This window comes from Paenibacillus sp. ICGEB2008 (assembly GCF_000307675.1).
Classification (GTDB): Bacteria; Bacillota; Bacilli; order Paenibacillales; family Paenibacillaceae; genus Paenibacillus; species Paenibacillus polymyxa.
The window spans coordinates 63,757-83,316 of sequence record NZ_AMQU01000005.1 but is presented as its reverse complement, the minus strand read 5'-3'; the positions used below and the strand labels follow the sequence as shown (position 1 = coordinate 83,316).

The following is a 19,560-nucleotide window of genomic DNA, read 5'->3' as shown; positions in this document are numbered from 1 at the left end:
TAAGGTTGTAGAAGGTAAATCGCATGTTGATACCTCGGCGTTGACCGGTGAATCTGTGCCTCGTACCGTTGAGCGGGAAGCAGTGTGATGAGTGGATTTGTGAACACGAATGGACTTCTGACGGTAGAGGTCAGCAAGGAATTTAGTGAATCTGCGGTCTCCAAAATTTTGGAACTGGTGCAAAATGCGAGTGCCAAAAAAGCGCCGACTGAAAAGTTTATCACGAAATTTTCCAGATATTATACTCCTGTAGTGGTTATTGTAGCGTTGTTGTTGGCAGTTGTTCCTCCGCTTGTTGTGCCGGGTGCACAGTTTGCAGATTGGTTATATCGTGCGCTTGTCTTCCTCGTTATTTCTTGTCCGTGTGCGCTGGTGGTGTCCATTCCACTGGGCTTCTTTGGCGGAATCGGGGCAGCCTCCCGTTCAGGTGTGCTGATCAAGGGCGGTAATTATCTTGAAGCCCTGAATCATGTAAAATACGCTGTTTTTGATAAAACGGGTACGCTCACCAAAGGTGTGTTCCACGTGACCGGGATTTATCCTGCCGAAGCTTTTACGAAGGAAAGTCTGCTGGAGACTGCTGCATTGGCCGAGATGCACTCCACGCATCCTATCGCAGCTTCCTTGCGTGAAGCTTATGGCAATGAACTTCTAACGGAGCGAGTGCAGCAATATAGCGAAATATCCGGCCACGGGATTCAGGCCCAGATCGATGGGCACAAGGTATTGGCCGGAAACGCTAAGCTGATGGAGCGGGAGCGTATTGGTTTTAATGTGGCGCAGCAAGCAGGGCCAATGGATGAAGGAACGGTCGTACATGTGGCTGTAGACGGAACGTATGCTGGCTGCATTCTGATATCGGATGAGGTTAAGGAGGATGCGGCCAAAACGATTGCTTCGCTGAAAAAGCTGGGGGTGGTCAAAACCATCATGCTAACAGGTGACAATCGGACAGTTGCCGAGGCTGTAGGACGTCAGTTAGGTCTGGATGAAGTACGGGCAGAACTGTTGCCTCAGCATAAAGCCGAAGCCATTGAGCAGTTGTCTGCAAGTAAAAAACCGAGCGATAAAATCTTGTTTGTAGGCGATGGAATTAATGATACACCTGTACTTGCCTTGGCAGATGTTGGTGTAGCGATGGGCGGTTTGGGTTCGGACGCTGCGATTGAAGCAGCAGATATCGTAATCATGAACGACGAGCCTTCAAGGCTGGTGACGGCGATTCATATTGCCCAACGCACACGCCGTATCGTATGGCAAAACATTATATTTGCGCTAGGTGTCAAAGCAGTATTTCTCACATTGGGCGCGTTTGGTATTGCTACTATGTGGGAGGCTGTATTCTCCGACGTAGGTGTAACACTGCTAGCCGTATTAAATGTGATGCGTGTGCTGAAGGTTGGTTCTGACGAATAAAAAGGGAACACCCCCGTTAACATTGGATGTAGACATCCTATGAAAACAGGGGGTGTTTTTATAGCAGCCTTTTTTGTGTAGACATGTGCTTTCAGCAGTATAGAGACCTATTTTTCTCATATATAGTTGTTGTGCAGAGATGTATAAATGTGGGGAGGGTCTAATACGTTTAAGGTAGGGACTTTATAAGTAAGACCCATGTAACATTCGGTTGGTCAGTAATTAGTAAGCGTTTTCTTTATTTGGAGGGGTACTCGAATTCGTGTGTGCCAACTTGCTGAAGAAAGAAAGGATGGATTACTAGCATGGAGGCTAAACTGATGCAGGTATTCGCAGAGCTGTTGGGTGGCATAAACAGCCGGGATTGCAACGTTCCAGAGCCAGGTATGGAGTCTGCTGCACGAAGATTGGCTATGGAGACGCTAAGAGCAGGAAGCCATCAAGTATCTGCTGCACAGGAGGAAGATCCATTGGGCTGGCTGGTTAGTTTAGCCGAGCAGGGTGCAATCAGTCGAGCGGAGGCATTGCTGGCTGCAAACCCGGAATTACTTGGAGAATCGATGCTGAATAACGGCAATGATACAGAGCAAGCCATGGACACACTACTAAAATGGAGCGATGAATACAGCGACACCTCCATACGGCTTTATGCTGATGCTCCTGCAAGTATGAGTCGTAAAAGTACAGGAATACGCGATCTTGACGGTTATAGCCTTCTGCATGGTCCATTGTCACTGGCATCCGGCCGCGTGAGGGAATTATGCTATGCCTATTTGGACGCGGCAGAGTCTGGACAAAAGATTCATGCCCTTGCCGGGGAGCCCGATCCCATCCTTGCCCCCGGTTCCCGTGCATCAGAGACGTACACAACATTTAATAAAGCATCTGGTTTGCCTGGATTGTGTGAGCACCTGTCCCGACGAATCATTGGCCTGCTGGAAACAGAGTACGAGGGCTTGTTTGAGTTGCTGGACGGATTGCCGTTGACTATAGCTTTAACTGAGCAGAACAATGCAGTGGGCATTGGAAGCCTGCAAGATATGCAGTTGGAGGCCCTACTGCGTGCAGCGTTGCGAAGCATGCGACAGGGAGGTGAACCACGGCTGGAGATTATGGTGCGCAATCCGACTAACGTAAACCAGTTCCAGACCATCCGAGACTGGATTGACGGCGTTGCCGAGCAAACGTTATGTGGCCGCCTGCGGTGCGTTCCATATCGGGTAGGTGTACTTTTGACGGTTGATACAAGTTTGGTGCCTAATGCAGGTCAAATAGGGGATGAGCAATCCGCACAGTCGGAGAAGTCGGACAACGCCGATGACATGTCCGAAGTGAGCGCACGACAGACCAAGCAGGCGGCTCAAGCCGCAGATTTGGCACGCTTTGCCGATACGGTCATTTTAGAAGTTTTACCAGCTCCATCTGCTGGTATCAGAGCTGGGGATCCGTTGATTCCATCTGTTGCTGATGGGCATGAGAATGCTAATGATACGATAAAACGCATAATGGAAGCTGTTCGGCGTGTAAAGCCTGAGGTTCCTATATGGGTGGCGATAGATAAAATTCACCATTTCCTAGATAGGAATTGGATCTGGGAGAACGAGCTAACGGGGGTCATTTGCTCAGACCCAGAAGTTCCTACTGTACGTCTTGCGGCTGCGCGTTGGAGGCTGCAACAGCAAGCCAATCGGCAACACACATCAGAAACTGCACACACCCATGCGTGGAAGTTTCCACTTTAGCCTTGAAGAATTTATGTGATAGAACGCTTTGAAATATGGAGGATACCTGCGTTGTTTACGCGGGTATCTTTTTTATTTAGGCTATTAGCAGTTTACAAGCGGAAAAGAAAGGGTATATAATAAAACAAAAGTTTCTCTAAGCCAAAATAATTGTATAGATGCAAAAATGATTATCATTCTCATTGCCAAACATGCTGCTTCGGGCTTCCCGAAGCAGCATGTGCTATTTTAGGGCACTTAACAATGGATATCATTCTCAATGAGATGCAAGTACAAGGAACCAAAAATGGAAAGGAACGTGACAAGATGCAAGCAGTTCAACGATTACAAGATACATTGTCTCCCTCTAACCGAGCACTTTCAAAAAACAGTGGCAGCGGACGACCCGGTCCCAATCGCAAACCGCAATTTCAGCTCAAAAGCATGCTGAAAAATAAGGAGATGCAGGCTGCTCTAGGCAGTGGAATGCTAATGCTGATGGCATGGGGAGTCTCACATTGGTGGCAATGGCTATCCATCATTCTCTATGTAGTGTCTTATACCCTTGGAGGCTGGTCCAAAGCCAGAGAAGGGATTGAAACCCTGATCCGAGAACATGATCTGGATGTTAATTTGCTCATGATCGCTGCGTCTTTAGGAGCTGCGGCTATTGGCTACTGGAATGAAGGAGCTATGCTGATCTTTATTTTTGCACTCAGCGGTGCGCTGGAGAGCTATACCACGGAGCGTAGTAGTAAGGACATTTCCGAGCTCATGGCGTTGAAACCGGAAACGGCTTTGCGCTTGTCTCACGACGGAACAGAAACGGTTGGCATTGAGCAGCTGTTGCCAGGCGATCTGCTGCTGGTTAAGCCGGGCGAACTAATTCCGGCGGACGGTCGAGTCTCCAAAGGTGTGTCGGCAGTGAATCAGGCATCCATTACCGGGGAATCTGTTCCGGTAAACAAAGAGGCAGGTGACGAAGTATATGCAGGCACCATTAATGGAGAAGGTGTGCTATATGTGGAGGTCAGCCAGTCCTCGGAAGATACTTTATTCTCAAAAATTATTCGTATGGTAGAAGAGGCACGGACCGAGGTTCCCGATTCGCAGCGGTTTATTAAAACATTTGAATCGGTATACGCTCGAATTGTTGTTGCTGTCACGCTGATCGTCATTGTGGGTGCGCCCCTTGTATTGGGCTGGACGTGGGCAGCAGCGTTTTACAAGGCGATGGTATTCCTTGTCGTGGCCTCACCTTGTGCGCTCGTGTCATCCATTATGCCAGTAATGCTATCCGCTATTTCCAACCGTGCCCGAAGGGGCATTCTGTTCAAAGGTGGCGCGCATGTAGAGAATATGGCATTGACTTCGGTTGTTGCTTTTGACAAAACGGGCACGTTAACGAAGGGCTCACCTGTGGTCACGGATTGGATTATCGCCCCAGATTACGATGCTGATGAGCTATTGCACATTGTCGCGACAATCGAAAGCTATTCCTTACATCCGCTGGCGCGAGCGATTGTAACCAAAGCCGAAGCTGAATTGGGACAGAGAGAGCTGCTCACAGCCGAGCAAGTGCAGGCCCTTACCGGATGGGGGATGGAAGGCATTATAGGCGGGGTAAAATGGAAAATCGGTCGCACGAACGTGCTGGATGAACCTGGTCTTCTGACTGAGCCAGAGTGGGTGGAGAGTCGAGCACGACTGGAAGCCGAGGGCAAAACCGTATCCATCATTCTCGCGAATGATCGGATTGCCGGGATGCTGGCGCTACGTGATGAGCTGCGTCCGAAGGCACGAGAGTCCGTGAAACGCCTGCAAGCGCAGGGGATTCGGGTCGTCATGCTGACCGGAGACCGTCCGGAAACGGCTGCCGTGATCGCGGCAGAGTCTGGAGTCGACGCCGTATATGCTAGCTTAATGCCGGAGGGCAAAGTGAGTCATATTCGCATGCTGCGAGAGCAATATGGGCATGTCGTTATGGTCGGCGACGGTGTGAATGACGCTCCGGCTTTGACCGCAGCAACCGTAGGGCTAGGTATGGGGATGCATGGCAGCGGAGCAGCCCTGGAGGTCGCAGACGTGGTACTAATGAACGACGGAATTGAGGAGATTGCTCCGACGATAGCACTGGCGCGCAAGGCGCAGCGAGTGGTCAAACAAAATATGATCTTCGCGGTAAGTGTCATTGTGCTGCTGGTGATCAGTAATTTTGTGCAAAATATAGCCCTGCCATTTGGGGTCATTGGGCATGAAGGTAGTACACTGCTTGTCATTTTGAACGGCCTGCGCTTATTGCGGTCATAAGACTATAAACTAATTCACAAATCACAAGATTACAAACAGTCAGGAGCATTCAACCCTCATACATCCAAGGGGGATGAATGCTCCTTCTTTCTTTAGTAGTGTTAGTCTATTTTGTATGCAAGGCAAAGTTTATCTCATACTTCTAATCGCGACTGCTGTACGACTATCTACGACGCGGTGTAGACCGCCGCAAGAACAGGGAAAACAGTAATCCCGCCAGTGCAATTCCGGTTGCAATGATGAAGGCATCATTAATACCATGGATCGTCGATTCTGTAACAGCCCTTCCGTATACCTGTTGTATCGCGAGTGCAGAGCCGCTTTCCGCAGAAATACCCGCTGTTTGTGCGAGGGTCTGTCCCAGTTGTGATACGCCTTCAGTTACAGAGACATTGGCTGTGGTAGCTACATTCGCATAATCTGCCATATGAACCGTAGTCCGGCTGCTCATTACAGTAATGAGCCAAGCGGTACCGATAGATCCGGCGATTTGCCGTACTGTATTGGACATGGCAGTACCATGGCTGCCGAGATGTGGAGGCAACTGGTTGAGCCCTTCCGTCTGGACGGACATCATCAGCAGTGACATCCCGAAGCTGCGAATCGTATAGATGATCATAATATGTCCATAGGTGGTGGCATCGGTCAGCAGACTGAATTCCCATGTCGTGACTGCCGTAATGATTAGCCCGATGATCGCCAACGGTCTCGCGCCAATACGATCGAATACTGCCCCTGATATCGGTGACATCACACCCATCAGCAGTGCACCCGGCAACAGCAGCAGACCGGATTGCAGCGGTGTAAAGGCGCGTATATTTTGCAAATAGATCGGCAGTAGCAGCATCCCGCCGAACATGGTCATATTGACCGTAGCCCCAACCAGCGTAGATACCGTAAAAATATCATATTTAAATACACGGAATTCCAGCATAGGCTCCAACATGTTCAGCTCACGCACGACAAAAAACACAATAAACACGATCCCAAAAGCGAGCGAGAGTATAACTGTATTGCTGCTCCAGCCCTTGTCTCCAGCTGAACTAAAGCCATACAACAAAAGGCCAAAACCAAGGGTGGAAAAAATGGTTCCCAGCAGGTCAAAATGCGGTTTTGTCAGCTTGGACACATTTTTGAGCCAGCGCACAGCAAACAGAATATCAATGATCGCCAGCGGAATTACTAATAAAAATAGCAGCCGCCAACTGTAGTGCTCCACAATCCAGCCAGATAAAGTGGGTCCTACCGCCGGAGCAAACATCATGGCGATCCCCATGGTTCCCATAGCAGCCCCCCGTTTTTCGGGAGGAAATACAGTCAGGAACACGTTCATCACCACAGGCATGATGATGCCCGCACCGCTGGCTTGAATCACGCGTCCAACCAGCATAGGCGCGAAGCCGGTGCTGGCAGCGCAGACGACAGACCCGGCAGTAAATAACCCCATCGCGGATATGAACAGGGCACGTGTCCCGAATGACTCAATGAGAAAAGCGGTGATTGGAATCAAAATCCCGTTGGTCAGCATATATCCGGTGGATAGCCATTGAACGGTTGTGGCAGACACATTGAAATCATTCATCAAGTGCGGAATCGCCACGTTCAGCAACGTTTGATTCAAAATCGAAATGAAGGCGCCTAGCAGCAGCACGGACAGAATGCGTCCGACGGACATTTTTTGATCCATGACAGCCTCCTACTTGTGAACTCTGATCGTCGCACTCATTCCCGGGATAATTCCCAGCCCCTTGTAACCTTGAATGGAAATGGTAACAGGCACGACCTGCGTCACCTTGGTATAGTTGGCAGTGGTATTGGAAGTAGGCAGCAGTGAAAAGGTGGAGGCGGTCGCCAGACCGATCTTTTCGAGCTTACCGCTCAGGGATGTATCCGGGTAAGCATCAATATACACGTCTACGGTCTGACCTACCTGGAGATCCTGCACGGCCGTTTCGTCTATATTGGCAGTAATCCAAAGATTGTTCAGATCAAAGGCTTTCGCTAAAGGTGTACCCGCCCCGACTATCGAGTTGTTGACAGCCGTTTGCTGCACAACGGTACCATCAGTTGGAATCGTAACGCTAATTCGGCTTCCGCCTCCTTCAACACTGCCCAGCGTGCTGCCAGCGGTGTACGTCTTACCAACTTCAGCATTCCAACCTGTGAGCTTGCCCGCGCTTGGAGAGGCAACGGTAACCGCTTGTCCGCTCACTTGGGCATTATCGGTTTTTATGTAGTTGGCGGACTGATTGTAGTAATAGGCGGCGGCTCCACCTCCTGCCAGAATAATGATGATTACCAGCAGGTTAACTAATATGGCGCGCGAATTCATATTGTGCATGCCTCCCTAGTATTTTTGGATGTTCAAAGTATTCGTCAAACGATTCATAATATTCAGATGGGTTTTGGGAAAGGTTAAGAGCGTATGCCAAAAGGATGATCTTGCTGACAAAGGATGATGTGCATAATGACGACCAGAATTATGATTGTATATGACAGTGAAAATGGACATACCGAACGTCTTGCTCGCTCGATCGCAGAAGGGGCACGCCTGGATCACACAGAAGTGATGCTAAAACATGTGAATGAGGCCGATGTGAATGAGCTTGTAAGCGTAGATGCGATCATATGGGGGTGCCCGGGTCATTTTGGTACCATCAGTAGCGGTCTGAAGAGTTGGATTGATAGGCTGGGGTATCTGTGGGCGCAGGGCAAGCTAGTGGACAAAATCGGGGCTGTGTTTTGCACAACCGCTACCGTTCATGGTGGATTAGAATCAACGCTGTTGAATTTGATTACTCCTATGCTTCATCAAGGTATGATTATTGTAGGCCTGCCCGCTAGCATCACAGAGAATGCGCTCTACGGCTCCTATTACGGCGTAGGGGTAACATGTCCGGTGGAGACAGACCCCGATGGGCCGCCCAACCTTCCAACGGGGGATGATCTTGCGTTAGGTCGCTCTTTGGGCAAACGGGTCGCTGAGATGGCGGGACGGTACCGTAACGCCGAAAAAGAATAGGAGGCCGCCGATGACCATTGCTTTTATTGTAGTAGCTGTGGTTGCCTTTATCTTTTTGCTGGTATTTAATACGAAGATGACGCGCAAGTCCTCGGCCAAGAATCGCCCCAACCAAGAGGAATCCCGGCAAAGAAGCAAACGTCCATATCCTGTGCAGGTGGAACCCAAGGCGCATGAATTGACGGAGCATACGGGAGAGATCCAGCCTAAGAATTCGAGCGTTGAAGAACATCGTGCAGAGGAGCAGCACAAATTGCCTGATATCCAAACGGATATAAAGGTGGAGAAAGATCGCGAGAATACAGAAGGTGCCTACGGGGACCAGGATTATCGTGCGGCTTTGCGTGGTTTTGCTGGAAAGGACGAAGAAAAGGATGGACATTCCCGACTCTCTAATGGAGAGAAGGAGAATTCCAAAAGTGAGGACGAGCAGTATCGTGAAGCACTGCGTTCCATGAACCGAAAAAAATGAGATCCCTTCATTTGAACATGACAAAAAGGCTGCTTTACTGTCTGGAATACAGGCAGAAGACAGCCTTTTTGTGTTGCACGGCTATAGCCATTCGGTTAGCCCGATCATCGTAATCAAGCCAAGAATAAAGGAAAATGTGGCGATTCGCTGGTTACCATCCCCGTGACTTTCGGGAATCAGTTCCTTGTAAACGATAAACATCATAGCCCCGGCAGCAAAAGCAAGACCATACGGCACCAGTCCGTTCACCCAGCTGCTCAAGTAAAAGCCGATCAGACTGGTGATGATTTCCACAGCCCCGGTTAGGGTAGCAATGCCCAATGCCTTGAAACGCCCAATGTTTTGATTCACCAGGAATAACGCTACAATAAAGCCTTCCGGGGCATTTTGCAGACCGATAGAGAAGGCAATGAGATTGCTAGATTCTGAGTCTCACTCGCGTAGCTGACCCCAACAGAGAGCCCTTCCGGCAAGTTGTGCAACGTAATAGCTGCGATGATGAGAAAAGATTTGGACTCCAATTGAAAAGTTTTGGAATCCGGGTCCTCCAAATCGGCATGGGGGATATACATTTCCATCACCAGTAATACGAGGCAACCGAGCAAAATCCCCGCAGTCAGCACGAACCAATTGGAATGCTGTATCGCTTCTGGAATCAGGTTATACACCGATGCAGAGGTCATAATTCCTGCGGCATAAGCCAGTAGAACATCACGAAGCCGGTGCGTGATATTACGCATAAACAGAATAGGCACGGCGCCAAGTCCAGTGGACAAGGCAGAAATTAAGCTACCTACGAAAACGTCATTCATAATCGGGATAATCCCTCCATACCTCATTTATCTTTAAGCTTCGCTTCATGAAAACTTCATTTGACTGTTTACAGCTCTTTCCGCATAATGAAATTAGGATTTAGAATCAGTCTAAGTCATAAAAGGCTATAAAACAAGTGATTCGTTTTTACAACATCCGGGTGTCCACTTTTTGGGATGAGCTTCTGCCAGCAGTACTTTTAGAGTATATGCAGCAGCCCAGCGCCCGGTACCGAAAACTCGCTATATAATACTTATGATATTTTAGGAGGAACCAAGATATGTACAAGTCCATTATTATAGGTACCGGCCCTGCCGGTTTGACCGCCGCTATTTACCTGGCACGTGCTAATATGAACCCGCTGGTGATCGAAGGACCGCAGCCAGGCGGACAATTAACCACGACTACAGAAGTTGAGAATTTTCCAGGCTTTCCTGAAGGAATCATGGGACCCGATTTGATGGATAATATGCGTAAGCAAGCGGAGCGTTTTGGCGCTGAATTCCGCACAGGCTGGGTGAACAAGGTAGACACAACTGCTCGTCCATTTACACTGGATGTAGAAGGTTTGGGTGAACTGGTTACCGATACGCTGATTATTTCCACAGGGGCGACTGCCAAATACCTGGGGATTCCCGGTGAACAGGATAACATCGGACGCGGCGTGAGCACTTGCGCTACCTGTGACGGGTTCTTCTTCCGTGGCAAAGAAATCGTTGTTATCGGTGGTGGGGACTCTGCACTGGAAGAAGCTAATTTCCTGACTCGTTTTGCCTCCAAAGTAACGTTGGTACATCGTCGTGAAGAATTGAGAGCTTCTAAAATTATGCAGGATCGTGCTCGTGCGAACAGCAAAATTGAATGGGCGCTCAATCGTACTCCTGTAGAAGTAGTTGCAGACGAAAACGGAGTAACTGGCTTGAAAGTGCTGAACAATGCAACAGGTGAAGAGGAAATCATTACAGTGAGCGGCGTATTCGTGGCGATTGGACATCATCCGAATACAGGCTTCCTTGAGGGACAAATTACAACGGATGCGAACGGTTATATCGTCGTTAATCCGGGTACTTCCGAAACAAACGTGCCTGGCGTATTCGCTTGTGGCGACGTACAGGATACACGCTACAGACAAGCGATTACCGCAGCAGGTAGTGGTTGTATGGCTGCTATGGACAGCGAGAAATACATTGAAAGTCTGGAGCACAGTGCACTGGCCCTGTAATACTTGCAGGTGTGTATAAATATGATGTAACAAAATAAATGATGAGGTGATATTCATGGAAAAAGCAATAGTTTACACATCTACAAACTGCCCGCATTGTCGTCAAGTAAAAAGCTACCTGGCTGAAAAAGGCGTCGAATACGAAGAACGCAACATTGAAACCAATGAAGCTTTTGCGCAAGAGGTGTGGGATATGGGCATTCGTGCCGTTCCATTGACTCTGATTGGGGAAGAACGTATTTCCGGTATGAACAAAACCAAGTTTGAAAAAGTGTTGAACGCTTAATCCAGCCTAACAGCAGACGACGGTTCTGTGATCGTCATATGGTTTAAACAAGGCCCTCGCCGCAGTTACATACTGCGACGGGGGGCCTGTTTTTGGTCTTTTACAAAGATACACGTACACGCCCGAGAAAAGGAGCCGTTGCCGCATAGGCAGCACCTAGCATCGTCGAACGGCTGCCAAGCGTGGAGAAACGAATCTGTAATTGCCGACGGTGATAGGGCAGGGCCCGCTCTTCGATCACTGTACGCATACTTTGCTCCAACCAAGGTCTGGCTTCCGCAAGCGGACCGCCAATGATAAGCATGCCGGGGTTGAGGCTGTTCACAATATTGGTAATACCTACACCTAAATAGCGCCCTATTTCACCAAGGACGCTTAATGTACTCGCATCACCTTGCCGGGCAAACGGGAGTAATTCCACTGTATTATGTGCAGGCAATTTCAATGCGGATGCTACATACGCTTTCTCCGAAGCATACAGCTCCCAGCAGCCTCGGCTGCCGCAGGAGCAGAGGCGCCCGTTCCAGTCTATGGACATATGCCCACTCTCACCCGCGTATCCCCAAGCCCCTTGATACGCCTTGCCATCAATGATAATTCCGGCCCCGATCCCGGAGCCTGCACTGATGTAGACCAGATCCCGCACAAGCTGCCGATGATCGGCGTCCATACCATAGTACAATTCACCTTGTGCACCGACGTTGGCCTCATTATCCACCACTACGGGAAGACCCAGCTCTGTCTCAAGCTGTTGACGCAGCGGAACCTCTTCCCAGCCCAGATTGGGTGCGAATAAAACATTTCCGGTTTCATCCACCATACCCGGTACCCCCAACCCAATGCCAACAATACCGTGAGGGGAGGGAGGAGTGACCTGCATGAGCTTCTGAACGAGCTTACGGATTTGTTCGATGACAAAGTCAGGATCATGCTGGGTTAGAGAAAGGGTAAGCTCTGTTTCAATGGTACCTGCCAGATCGGTCAGAGCACCCTTGATGTACTGTACGCTAACCTCGATACCGAGCACAAAGCCTGCACGGCTGTTGAACAGCAGCATTAAAGGTTTACGCCCACCGCTGGATTCTCCTAATCCTGTCTCATACACCAATCCATCGGTGATAAGCTCTGCAACCAGGTTGGACACGGTGGCCTTGTTTAATCCGGTTTGACTGGATAACTGTGCCCGCGATAGAGGGGCATGAAGGCGGATTCGCTCCAATACAATGGATTTATTCAGCTTTTTGACAAGCGCCTGATCGCCAGTAACATTCATGGTTATTTTCACTTCCTGTTGATGTAATTCCCGTTATTATATCATAAAAATAAACTTAGTTTAAGCAATAGACAAAGTTTCTTGGCTGTGCTAGAATCGTTTTTGTAAACGTTTACTACAAAGGAGGAACTTATAATGGCTTATTTCGAACAAGTATCTAAAATTAAATTCGAGGGCAAGCAATCCGATAATCCTTTTGCATTTAAATTTTATAATCCTCAGGAAATGGTAGCGGGAAAAACGATGGAGGAGCATCTGCGGTTTAGTATGGCGTATTGGCATACGCTGGTTGCAGGTGGCTCTGATCCTTTTGGAGTAGAGACTGCGGAACGTCCATGGTCCAAGTTTACTGGACTAGATTTGGCGAAGGCACGTGTGGAAGCTGCCTTTGAGCTGTTGGATAAGCTGAATTTACCTTATTTTGCTTTCCACGATGTGGATATTGCACCTGAAGGCGCGTCACTGAAGGAATTTTACAGCAATCTGGATACCATCGTGGATCTGATTGAGGAGCACATGAAGGCTACGGGGAAAAAGCTGCTGTGGAACACGGCGAACATGTTTAGCCATCCACGTTATTTGCATGGAGCTGCGACAACTTGCAATGCAGATGTATACGCACACGCAGCTGCTCAAATTAAAAAAGGACTGGAAGTGGGCAAACGTCTGGGCGCAGATAACTATGTATTCTGGGGAGGCCGTGAAGGCTACGAAACACTGCTGAATACAGATTTGAAGTTGGAACAGGACAATCTGGGACGGATGTTCCATATGGCTGTGGACTACGCGCGTGAAATCGGTTTTGACGCTCAGTTCCTGATTGAGCCAAAACCGAAGGAGCCAACCAAGCATCAGTATGACTTTGATGCGGCGACGACGATTGCCTTCCTGCAAAAATATGATCTGGATCAGCATTTCAAGCTGAATCTGGAAGCTAACCATGCAACCTTGGCGGGTCATACTTTTGATCATGAAGTACGTGTAGCACGGGTTAACGGCATGTTGGGTTCCCTAGATGCCAACCAAGGCGATTTGCTGCTGGGCTGGGATACGGATGAATTCCCGGTTGATCTGTATGATGCCACACTAACTATGTATGAAGTGTTGCAAAATGAAGGTCTGGGCCGTGGCGGTATCAACTTTGATGCCAAGGTGCGCAGAGCATCGTTTGAGCCAGAAGACTTGTTCCTCGCTCACATTGCGGGTATGGATACGTATGCGAAGGGGCTAAAGGTAGCCGCCAAACTGATCGAGGATCGTGTGTTTGAGGACTTTATTGAGAAGCGGTACAGCAGCTTTAAGGAAGGCATTGGAGCAGATATTGTATCCGGAAAAGCAACGCTTGCTTCTCTGGCTGAATATGCTCTGGCGAACGAAACACCACGCAAAAACGTATCCGGTCGTCAGGAATATCTGAAAGCAACATTAAATCAATACATTTTGGCTGATTAATGCCAGAGCTTATATATGAAATAAGGATTTCACGATAAAGGGAAGGAGGAACTCCAATGCAGGAGAAGCTAAATCAGGAGCAGGAGCGTTATGTCATCGGCGTGGATTTGGGTACCAGCGCAGTTAAAACGGTGCTGGTCAACCGCAAGGGGCAAGTGGCTTATGAAACCTCACAGTCCTATCCTCTCCATCAGCCGAAAGCAGGGTATAGCGAACAGCATCCTGAGGACTGGGTCAGTGGCACGTTAGCATCACTGAAACAGCTTGTGGAGAAGGCCGGAATCGCCGGAACAGATGCTGTGGACGGCATTAGCTTTTCGGGGCAGATGCACGGGCTTGTGCTGACTGACAAGGAAGGCCAAGTGCTTCGTCCGGCTATTCTTTGGAATGACACGCGCACAACGGCACAATGCCGCCGTATTGAAGAACAGCTCGGGCCAGCGCTGCTAAGTATCGCGCGCAACCGCGCGCTGGAAGGCTTCACGCTGCCCAAGCTGCTGTGGGTGCAGGAGCATGAGCCAGACGTGCTGGCTCGTGCGGCCCATTTTATGCTGCCCAAAGATTATGTACGCTACTGTCTCACAGGAGAACTGGCGATGGAGTATTCGGATGCGGCGGGCACATTACTGCTGGACATCGCGAACAAGCAGTGGAGCGAAGAGATCGCAACTACGTTTGATCTGCCGCTGTCGCTGTTCCCGCCACTGGTGGAATCCTTTGACCAGACGGGTACACTATTGCCGGAGATTGCGGAGCAGAGCGGGCTTTCGTCTGAGACCAAGGTCTATGCAGGTGGAGCAGACAACGCATGTGGCGCGATTGGCGCTGGCATTTTGAGCGAAGGCCGCACCTTGTGCAGCATCGGCACCTCAGGAGTTGTGCTTTCCTATGAGGAACGCAAGGATATCGACGTTCAGGGGCGAGCCCATTTTTTTAATCATAGTGAGCAGGATGCTTATTATATCATGGGAGTTACACTCGCGGCTGGATACAGCTTGACCTGGTTTAAGGATACCTTTGCGCCAGAACATTCCTTTGACGCATTGTTGGAAGATGTGAACTCGGTCGAGCCGGGCAGCCGCGGGCTGCTGTTCACGCCTTATATCGTAGGCGAACGTACGCCTCATCCGGATGCAACTATTCGAGGCAGCTTTATCGGGATGGATGCAGGGCATAAGCTTGCGCATTTTACACGAGCGGTGCTGGAGGGAATTACGTTTTCGCTCAAGGAATCCATTGATATTCTTAGAGGCACGGGAAAAACGGTGAATGAAGTGATTTCCATCGGCGGCGGTGCGCGTAATGAGGCATGGCTGCAAATGCAGGCCGATATTTTTAACACGGATATCGTCAAGCTGGAAAGTGAGCAGGGACCTGCCTTGGGAGCAGCTATGCTGGCTGCCTATGGTAGCGGGTGGTTTGAATCGCTGCAAGCGTGCGCTGAAGCTTTTCTGCGTGAAGCAGCAAGATATTCGCCGAACCCAGAACGTGTGGCACAATATGAAGGCTTATACGAGCTATACCGTGAAGTGTATCTACACACACGGGAGCTAAGTGATCATTTGGCGGTCTATCGGTAATATGGTGAGCTTTGAGCTTAAATGAGAAGCGGCTTCGGGTGTAGAAATCCCCGAAGCCGCTTTTTACATGTAATGATGTTATGAATTAAATACTTTTCTTCATTTTCGCAGGATCTTCATTCACTGAACTCACGGCACAGCCCGGACATGACTTGCTTGATGAACAGCCGGCACAGGCGCCTTGGCGGCTTTTTCGCAAAAATCGTACCAACACCCACGCACTATAACCGAGGATCGCCAATAAAATAATTACATTGATCATGGAATCCACTTCCTTCTATATACTGTAGGGTCTGAATTAACCCCAACCTAATAATCTGCCACACTGATAGATCAAGACGGCGATGATATATGCCACGGTCAAAGGATAGATCACAGAAAATGCAGTCCAGCGCCAAGAGAGTGTCTCTTTGCGAATAACCGCTACCGTGGCCAGACACGGCACATACAACAGAATGAACACCATAAAGCTAAATGAGGCAAGCGGTGTAAAAGCATGACTGACTTGCAGTTCCAATCCCTGCATATCGGGAACGTGGTAAATGATATTCATAGTCGATACGACTACCTCCTTGGCCATAAAACCTGTGAGCAGGGACGCGCCTGCTTGCCAGGTACCAAAACCAAGAGGGGCCAATAGAGGTGCAAACCATCCTCCAATTGTAGCGAGCAGGCTGTCATCCATTTCTACCCCGAAGCCCTGCGGACCGAAATTGGACAAGAGCCAGATGCCAACGGAGCCTGCAAGAATAATCGTTCCGGCTTTACGGACGAAGCCTTTGACCTTTTCCCATGTGCTGCGAAATAAGGTAAGAGCCTGCGGTACCCGATAGGGAGGGAGCTCCACAATGAAGAGGGAAGGCTCACCTGATAAAATAGATACTTTGGGAAAAAATTTTGGCAAGTATAAGCGATACGGTGATCCCTAACACATACATCAGCATGATAATGCTTGCCGCATGTGACGGGAAAAACACACCTGCAAACAACGCATAGACTGGCAAGCGGGCCGAGCATGACATAAAGGGTACCAGCAACGTTGTAATGAGGCGTTCTCTTGGTTGTTCGATGGTGCGTGCCGCCATAATGGCCGGAACATTACAACCAAATCCAATAATGAAGGGAATGAAGCTTTTCCCGTTCAAGCCAACAGCCTGCATCAAGCGATCCATGAGTATCGTGACCCGTGCCATATACCCAGAGTCTTCAATCACCGAGATAATCAGAAATAAAATAGCAATTTGAGGCAGAAAAACTAGCACACCCCCGACCCCAGCCACGATGCCGTCCACGACTAGACTTTGTGTAAAAGCGGACGCGTTCAGGTGAACGAGTAATTCAGAAATCCAGCTGCTGAGTGTCCCTGAAAAAAATTCATCTAGCATATCTGAAAGAATTGTACCCGCCCAATCGAAGGTAAACTTGAAAGTAGCGTACATCAGCAGTAAAAAGATCGGTATCCCCAAGTACCGATGAGTTAGCAGTGCATCCAGCTTATCCGTCAGGCTGTGAGGTCTGAGTTTGGATGTATCAATTGCCTTGGTGCACAGATCAGCAATCCATGCTGTTCGTACAGAACGAATATGCTGAGCGGGGGGGATGGCATACCCTTCCCTGAGAAGCTCTTCTTCGCAACGCTGGATGCGTGCCGTTACTTGTTCACGCTGTTTCTCATTCGTCATCCATTCCATGACGACCGGATTGTTTTCCAGACATTGTAATGCGGCCCAACGGAGCTGAGGTACAGATGTATTCGGCAGCAAGTTGCAAATATCCTTAATAGCAGCTTCGACGGCGGGGCCGTAATCTAGTTGAAAAGCATTGGATGTATGTCTGACCTCTCGAAGGGAAGCAAGCATTTGCTTACTTCCGCTACCTGTACGTGCCACCATAGGAATAATGGGAACGTTCAATTGATCAGCCAACAGTTCCTTGTTTACCCGAAGACCGGTGGCATCGGCTACATCAGTCATGTTTAAACCGAGTACAAGCGGACGACCGTATTCCAATAGCTGTACAGTCAGATAAAGATTGCGCTGGAGCTGGGAGGCATCCACGATGTTAATCAGCGCCGCAGGCGGCTCCTCCAGCAAATAACGAGTAGCGACGCCTTCATCCAGCGACAGAGGGAGTAAAGAGTAGGCACCTGGCAAATCCACCAATACGGCAGACTTGTCACGCAGAATTCCTGTTTTCTTTTCCACGGTGACGCCGGACCAGTTGCCTACTTCTGCATACGTACGAGTCAGTTTGTTGAATAATGAGGTTTTACCTGTATTGGGATTGCCAAAAAGAGCGATCATGTCCATGTCGGAACAACCTCCAGTTGTTTCACTTGATTTTGACGGAGGCCGACCAGCTGTCCGTTGCATTCAATAACAATAGGACCGCCCAATAGACTGATTTTTTTTAAGCGTATGATGGAGCCTTCGTTGATGCCCATGTCTGTTAAGCGTCGGCGCAATGAGGGGTGAAGAGGGGCAAGAGATTGCAAACGCACAGTTTGGCCTAATGGCGTACGAAGGAGCGAGATACATTCTGGCATGGTGCTCAGCCTTTCTGATCTAGAATGAGAATCAATATCATTTACTTCCGATGCCAGTACCATATCATGAGGAGTACTAGATTGCTGTGATAAAATTCTCTGCGAACGACATGTTTGCCTAAGGTCCCAACTGTTATATAGCAGAGCATGGTGTCACAACCTGCCTTTAAATGCACTCTTACTCGCCTGCAACCGACAAAACTAGAGCGTTTGGGGCAACTGTTTTTATGGTAAGATAGAGCTGTTTACAACTATGCTAAGAAGGGCAGGAACGCTCTGTATGAACAGAAAAATCGGGGTTAGGCTTGTAAAATGTCTGGTTGCAGGTGCGGCGCTGGCTGTGTTGCTGCCGCAGGCTGTAGAGTGGGGCAGCAATGTGTATGCGTCGTCGGTCAAGCCGACTTCCTCTGTATCCTCGCAGCAGCTTCAGAACAAGCTTTTACAGGCAATGGCTACGCGGAGTGAAACGCTGACCTTTACATATCAAGGGCGAGTGAACGGTCTCAAGCAGCAGCTACAGACAGCCATCCAACAGGCGATGGAGAGCGATCCGTATGTGAATTATACGATCAAAAGCTACGCATTCAGCTATACAGGCACAACCACCTCCGCCCAGGTTACGATTCGTTTAAGCTACCGGGAGACGAAGGAACAGACGGCATATGTGGATAGCACAGTTCAAGCTGTGTTGGGGGATATCATTACGAAGGGAATGACGGATCACGAAAAGGTGAAGGCCATTCATGATTGGATCGTCGTTCGCCTGAAGTATGATGAAGCACAGCAAAAGTACACAGCCTACGATGGCCTGAAAACGGGAAGCACGGTGTGTCAGGGTTATTCACTGTTGGCCTATAAAATGCTCGAACGAGCAGGGATTACGAATCGGATTGTGGAGGGTAGAGCAGGGGGACAGCTGCATGCATGGAATCTTGTTTTATTAGATGGCCGATGGTATCACATGGATACGACATGGGATGACCCGACCCCCGATCGCGCGAACGAGGTAAGCACTTCATATTATCTGCTGACGGATTCAGAAATGCGACGGGATCACTCATGGGTGAAACAATACCCTCAGGCGAATACATCGTATCGGGAAACCTTATCGGCATTGATAGCTACTGGAGGATCAAAGGCTACCGTGTATCAAAAACTGTACAATAACCTGGAATATCCATTGCAAGACGGCAAGGGGCTGGTCAAATCATCCGCCGATATCAAGGAGCAGGTTCATAAGGTGATAAATAAGGGAGGAACGTCACTTACCTTCGGCTATCAGGGGACGGAACGAAGCCTCAAGGAGGATTTGCAATCCTTATATCAACTTGGCTTGAAGTCCATTTCCTATCAGATTACGGATCTTGGAAGTACCGGCAATCTTCGTGTAACCCTAAAATGGACCTGATGATTTTGCTGTAAAAAGCTACATTAACAAAGGAGTATTC

The 19,560-nt window shown here is 49.1% G+C and carries 14 protein-coding genes and 3 pseudogenes; 10 read left to right on the top strand and 7 right to left on the bottom strand.

The window, feature by feature from the left end; translation table 11 throughout:
* The 3 genes and pseudogenes from C400_RS0103405 to C400_RS0103395 form a co-directional block, all read left to right on the top strand.
* Window positions 1-1,416, top strand: a pseudogene (locus C400_RS0103405) (heavy metal translocating P-type ATPase); the annotation flags it as partial.
* 305 nt (window positions 1,417-1,721) lie between these two features.
* Complete coding sequence (locus C400_RS0103400) at window positions 1,722-3,158, top strand: PEP-utilizing protein (protein ID WP_017425979.1); 1,437 nt, start codon at window positions 1,722-1,724, stop codon at window positions 3,156-3,158.
* A 306-nt stretch (window positions 3,159-3,464) separates the two neighbouring features.
* Window positions 3,465-5,447 (top strand): heavy metal translocating P-type ATPase, encoded by a 1,983-nt coding sequence (locus tag C400_RS0103395; protein ID WP_038978225.1) that lies wholly within the window; start codon window positions 3,465-3,467, stop codon window positions 5,445-5,447.
* Between the two features lie 163 nt (window positions 5,448-5,610).
* Here the strand turns inward: C400_RS0103395 and C400_RS0103390 are convergent, their stop codons facing one another.
* A complete protein-coding gene (locus C400_RS0103390) occupies window positions 5,611-7,134 on the bottom strand; it encodes a DHA2 family efflux MFS transporter permease subunit (RefSeq protein ID WP_017425977.1) in 1,524 nt (507 codons plus the stop codon).
* 9 nt (window positions 7,135-7,143) lie between these two features.
* Window positions 7,144-7,779 (bottom strand): HlyD family secretion protein, encoded by a 636-nt coding sequence (locus C400_RS0103385; RefSeq protein ID WP_016820318.1) that lies wholly within the window; start codon window positions 7,777-7,779, stop codon window positions 7,144-7,146.
* Between the two features lie 135 nt (window positions 7,780-7,914).
* Here C400_RS0103385 and C400_RS0103380 point away from each other — a divergent pair, with 135 nt between their 5' ends.
* Complete coding sequence (locus C400_RS0103380; RefSeq protein ID WP_017425976.1) at window positions 7,915-8,469, top strand: NAD(P)H-dependent oxidoreductase; 555 nt, start codon at window positions 7,915-7,917, stop codon at window positions 8,467-8,469.
* Window positions 8,470-8,479: 10 nt separating this feature from the next.
* A complete protein-coding gene (locus C400_RS0103375) occupies window positions 8,480-8,941 on the top strand; it encodes a hypothetical protein (RefSeq protein WP_017425975.1) in 462 nt (153 codons plus the stop codon).
* An 81-nt stretch (window positions 8,942-9,022) separates the two neighbouring features.
* On the opposite strand, the pseudogene C400_RS0103370 reads toward C400_RS0103375, so the two are convergent.
* Window positions 9,023-9,753: pseudogene (locus C400_RS0103370) on the bottom strand (ZIP family metal transporter).
* A gap of 281 nt (window positions 9,754-10,034) precedes the next feature.
* Between C400_RS0103370 and trxB the strand changes: the two are divergent.
* The gene (trxB, locus tag C400_RS0103365; protein WP_016820315.1) at window positions 10,035-10,976 is read left to right on the top strand and encodes a thioredoxin-disulfide reductase; all 942 of its coding nucleotides are present in this window, start codon (window positions 10,035-10,037) and stop codon (window positions 10,974-10,976) included.
* A 55-nt stretch (window positions 10,977-11,031) separates the two neighbouring features.
* Entirely contained in the window at window positions 11,032-11,262 is a 231-nt protein-coding gene (locus C400_RS0103360; protein ID WP_013373091.1) for a glutaredoxin family protein, read from the top strand.
* 100 nt (window positions 11,263-11,362) lie between these two features.
* Here the strand turns inward: C400_RS0103360 and C400_RS0103355 are convergent, their stop codons facing one another.
* On the bottom strand, window positions 11,363-12,535 hold the full coding sequence (locus tag C400_RS0103355; protein WP_017425974.1) for an ROK family transcriptional regulator: 1,173 nt from the start codon (window positions 12,533-12,535) through the stop codon (window positions 11,363-11,365).
* Between the two features lie 135 nt (window positions 12,536-12,670).
* On the opposite strand from C400_RS0103355, the gene xylA reads away from it, so the two are divergent.
* Together xylA and xylB are read left to right on the top strand one after the other, a co-directional pair.
* Entirely contained in the window at window positions 12,671-13,987 is a 1,317-nt protein-coding gene (gene xylA / locus C400_RS0103350; RefSeq protein WP_016820313.1) for a xylose isomerase, read from the top strand.
* 56 nt (window positions 13,988-14,043) lie between these two features.
* Window positions 14,044-15,567, top strand: a complete 1,524-nt coding sequence (gene xylB / locus C400_RS0103345; RefSeq protein WP_017425973.1) for a xylulokinase — start codon at window positions 14,044-14,046, stop codon at window positions 15,565-15,567.
* An 85-nt stretch (window positions 15,568-15,652) separates the two neighbouring features.
* Here xylB and C400_RS26555 read toward each other — a convergent pair whose 3' ends face one another.
* The 3 genes and pseudogenes from C400_RS26555 to C400_RS0103330 all read right to left on the bottom strand — a co-directional run bounded on the left by C400_RS26555 (window position 15,653) and on the right by C400_RS0103330 (window position 18,112).
* The gene (locus C400_RS26555; RefSeq protein WP_017425972.1) at window positions 15,653-15,829 is read right to left on the bottom strand and encodes a FeoB-associated Cys-rich membrane protein; all 177 of its coding nucleotides are present in this window, start codon (window positions 15,827-15,829) and stop codon (window positions 15,653-15,655) included.
* A 36-nt stretch (window positions 15,830-15,865) separates the two neighbouring features.
* Window positions 15,866-17,876: pseudogene (gene feoB, locus C400_RS0103335) on the bottom strand (ferrous iron transport protein B).
* Entirely contained in the window at window positions 17,867-18,112 is a 246-nt protein-coding gene (locus tag C400_RS0103330; protein WP_016820309.1) for a FeoA family protein, read from the bottom strand. Before C400_RS0103330 ends, feoB begins: the two are co-directional and overlap by 10 nt.
* Before the next feature lie 280 nt (window positions 18,113-18,392).
* Here C400_RS0103330 and C400_RS0103325 point away from each other — a divergent pair, with 280 nt between their 5' ends.
* A complete protein-coding gene (locus tag C400_RS0103325) occupies window positions 18,393-19,520 on the top strand; it encodes a transglutaminase domain-containing protein (protein WP_017425971.1) in 1,128 nt (375 codons plus the stop codon).
* The last annotated feature ends 40 nt before the right edge of the window (window positions 19,521-19,560 follow it).

What these genes read in the sequence shown, in the direction of transcription:
- C400_RS0103400 (WP_017425979.1), top strand. Translation starts at nt 1,722, where the DNA reads ATGGAGGCTAAACTGATGCAGGTATTCGCAGAGCTGTTGGGTGGCATA.
- C400_RS0103395 (WP_038978225.1), top strand. Translation starts at nt 3,465, where the DNA reads ATGCAAGCAGTTCAACGATTACAAGATACATTGTCTCCCTCTAACCGA.
- C400_RS0103390 (WP_017425977.1), bottom strand. Translation starts at nt 7,134, where the DNA reads ATGGATCAAAAAATGTCCGTCGGACGCATTCTGTCCGTGCTGCTGCTA.
- C400_RS0103385 (WP_016820318.1), bottom strand. Translation starts at nt 7,779, where the DNA reads ATGAATTCGCGCGCCATATTAGTTAACCTGCTGGTAATCATCATTATT.
- C400_RS0103380 (WP_017425976.1), top strand. Translation starts at nt 7,915, where the DNA reads ATGACGACCAGAATTATGATTGTATATGACAGTGAAAATGGACATACC.
- C400_RS0103375 (WP_017425975.1), top strand. Translation starts at nt 8,480, where the DNA reads ATGACCATTGCTTTTATTGTAGTAGCTGTGGTTGCCTTTATCTTTTTG.
- trxB (WP_016820315.1), top strand. Translation starts at nt 10,035, where the DNA reads ATGTACAAGTCCATTATTATAGGTACCGGCCCTGCCGGTTTGACCGCC.
- C400_RS0103360 (WP_013373091.1), top strand. Translation starts at nt 11,032, where the DNA reads ATGGAAAAAGCAATAGTTTACACATCTACAAACTGCCCGCATTGTCGT.
- C400_RS0103355 (WP_017425974.1), bottom strand. Translation starts at nt 12,535, where the DNA reads ATGAATGTTACTGGCGATCAGGCGCTTGTCAAAAAGCTGAATAAATCC.
- xylA (WP_016820313.1), top strand. Translation starts at nt 12,671, where the DNA reads ATGGCTTATTTCGAACAAGTATCTAAAATTAAATTCGAGGGCAAGCAA.
- xylB (WP_017425973.1), top strand. Translation starts at nt 14,044, where the DNA reads ATGCAGGAGAAGCTAAATCAGGAGCAGGAGCGTTATGTCATCGGCGTG.
- C400_RS26555 (WP_017425972.1), bottom strand. Translation starts at nt 15,829, where the DNA reads ATGATCAATGTAATTATTTTATTGGCGATCCTCGGTTATAGTGCGTGG.
- C400_RS0103330 (WP_016820309.1), bottom strand. Translation starts at nt 18,112, where the DNA reads ATGCCAGAATGTATCTCGCTCCTTCGTACGCCATTAGGCCAAACTGTG.
- C400_RS0103325 (WP_017425971.1), top strand. Translation starts at nt 18,393, where the DNA reads ATGAACAGAAAAATCGGGGTTAGGCTTGTAAAATGTCTGGTTGCAGGT.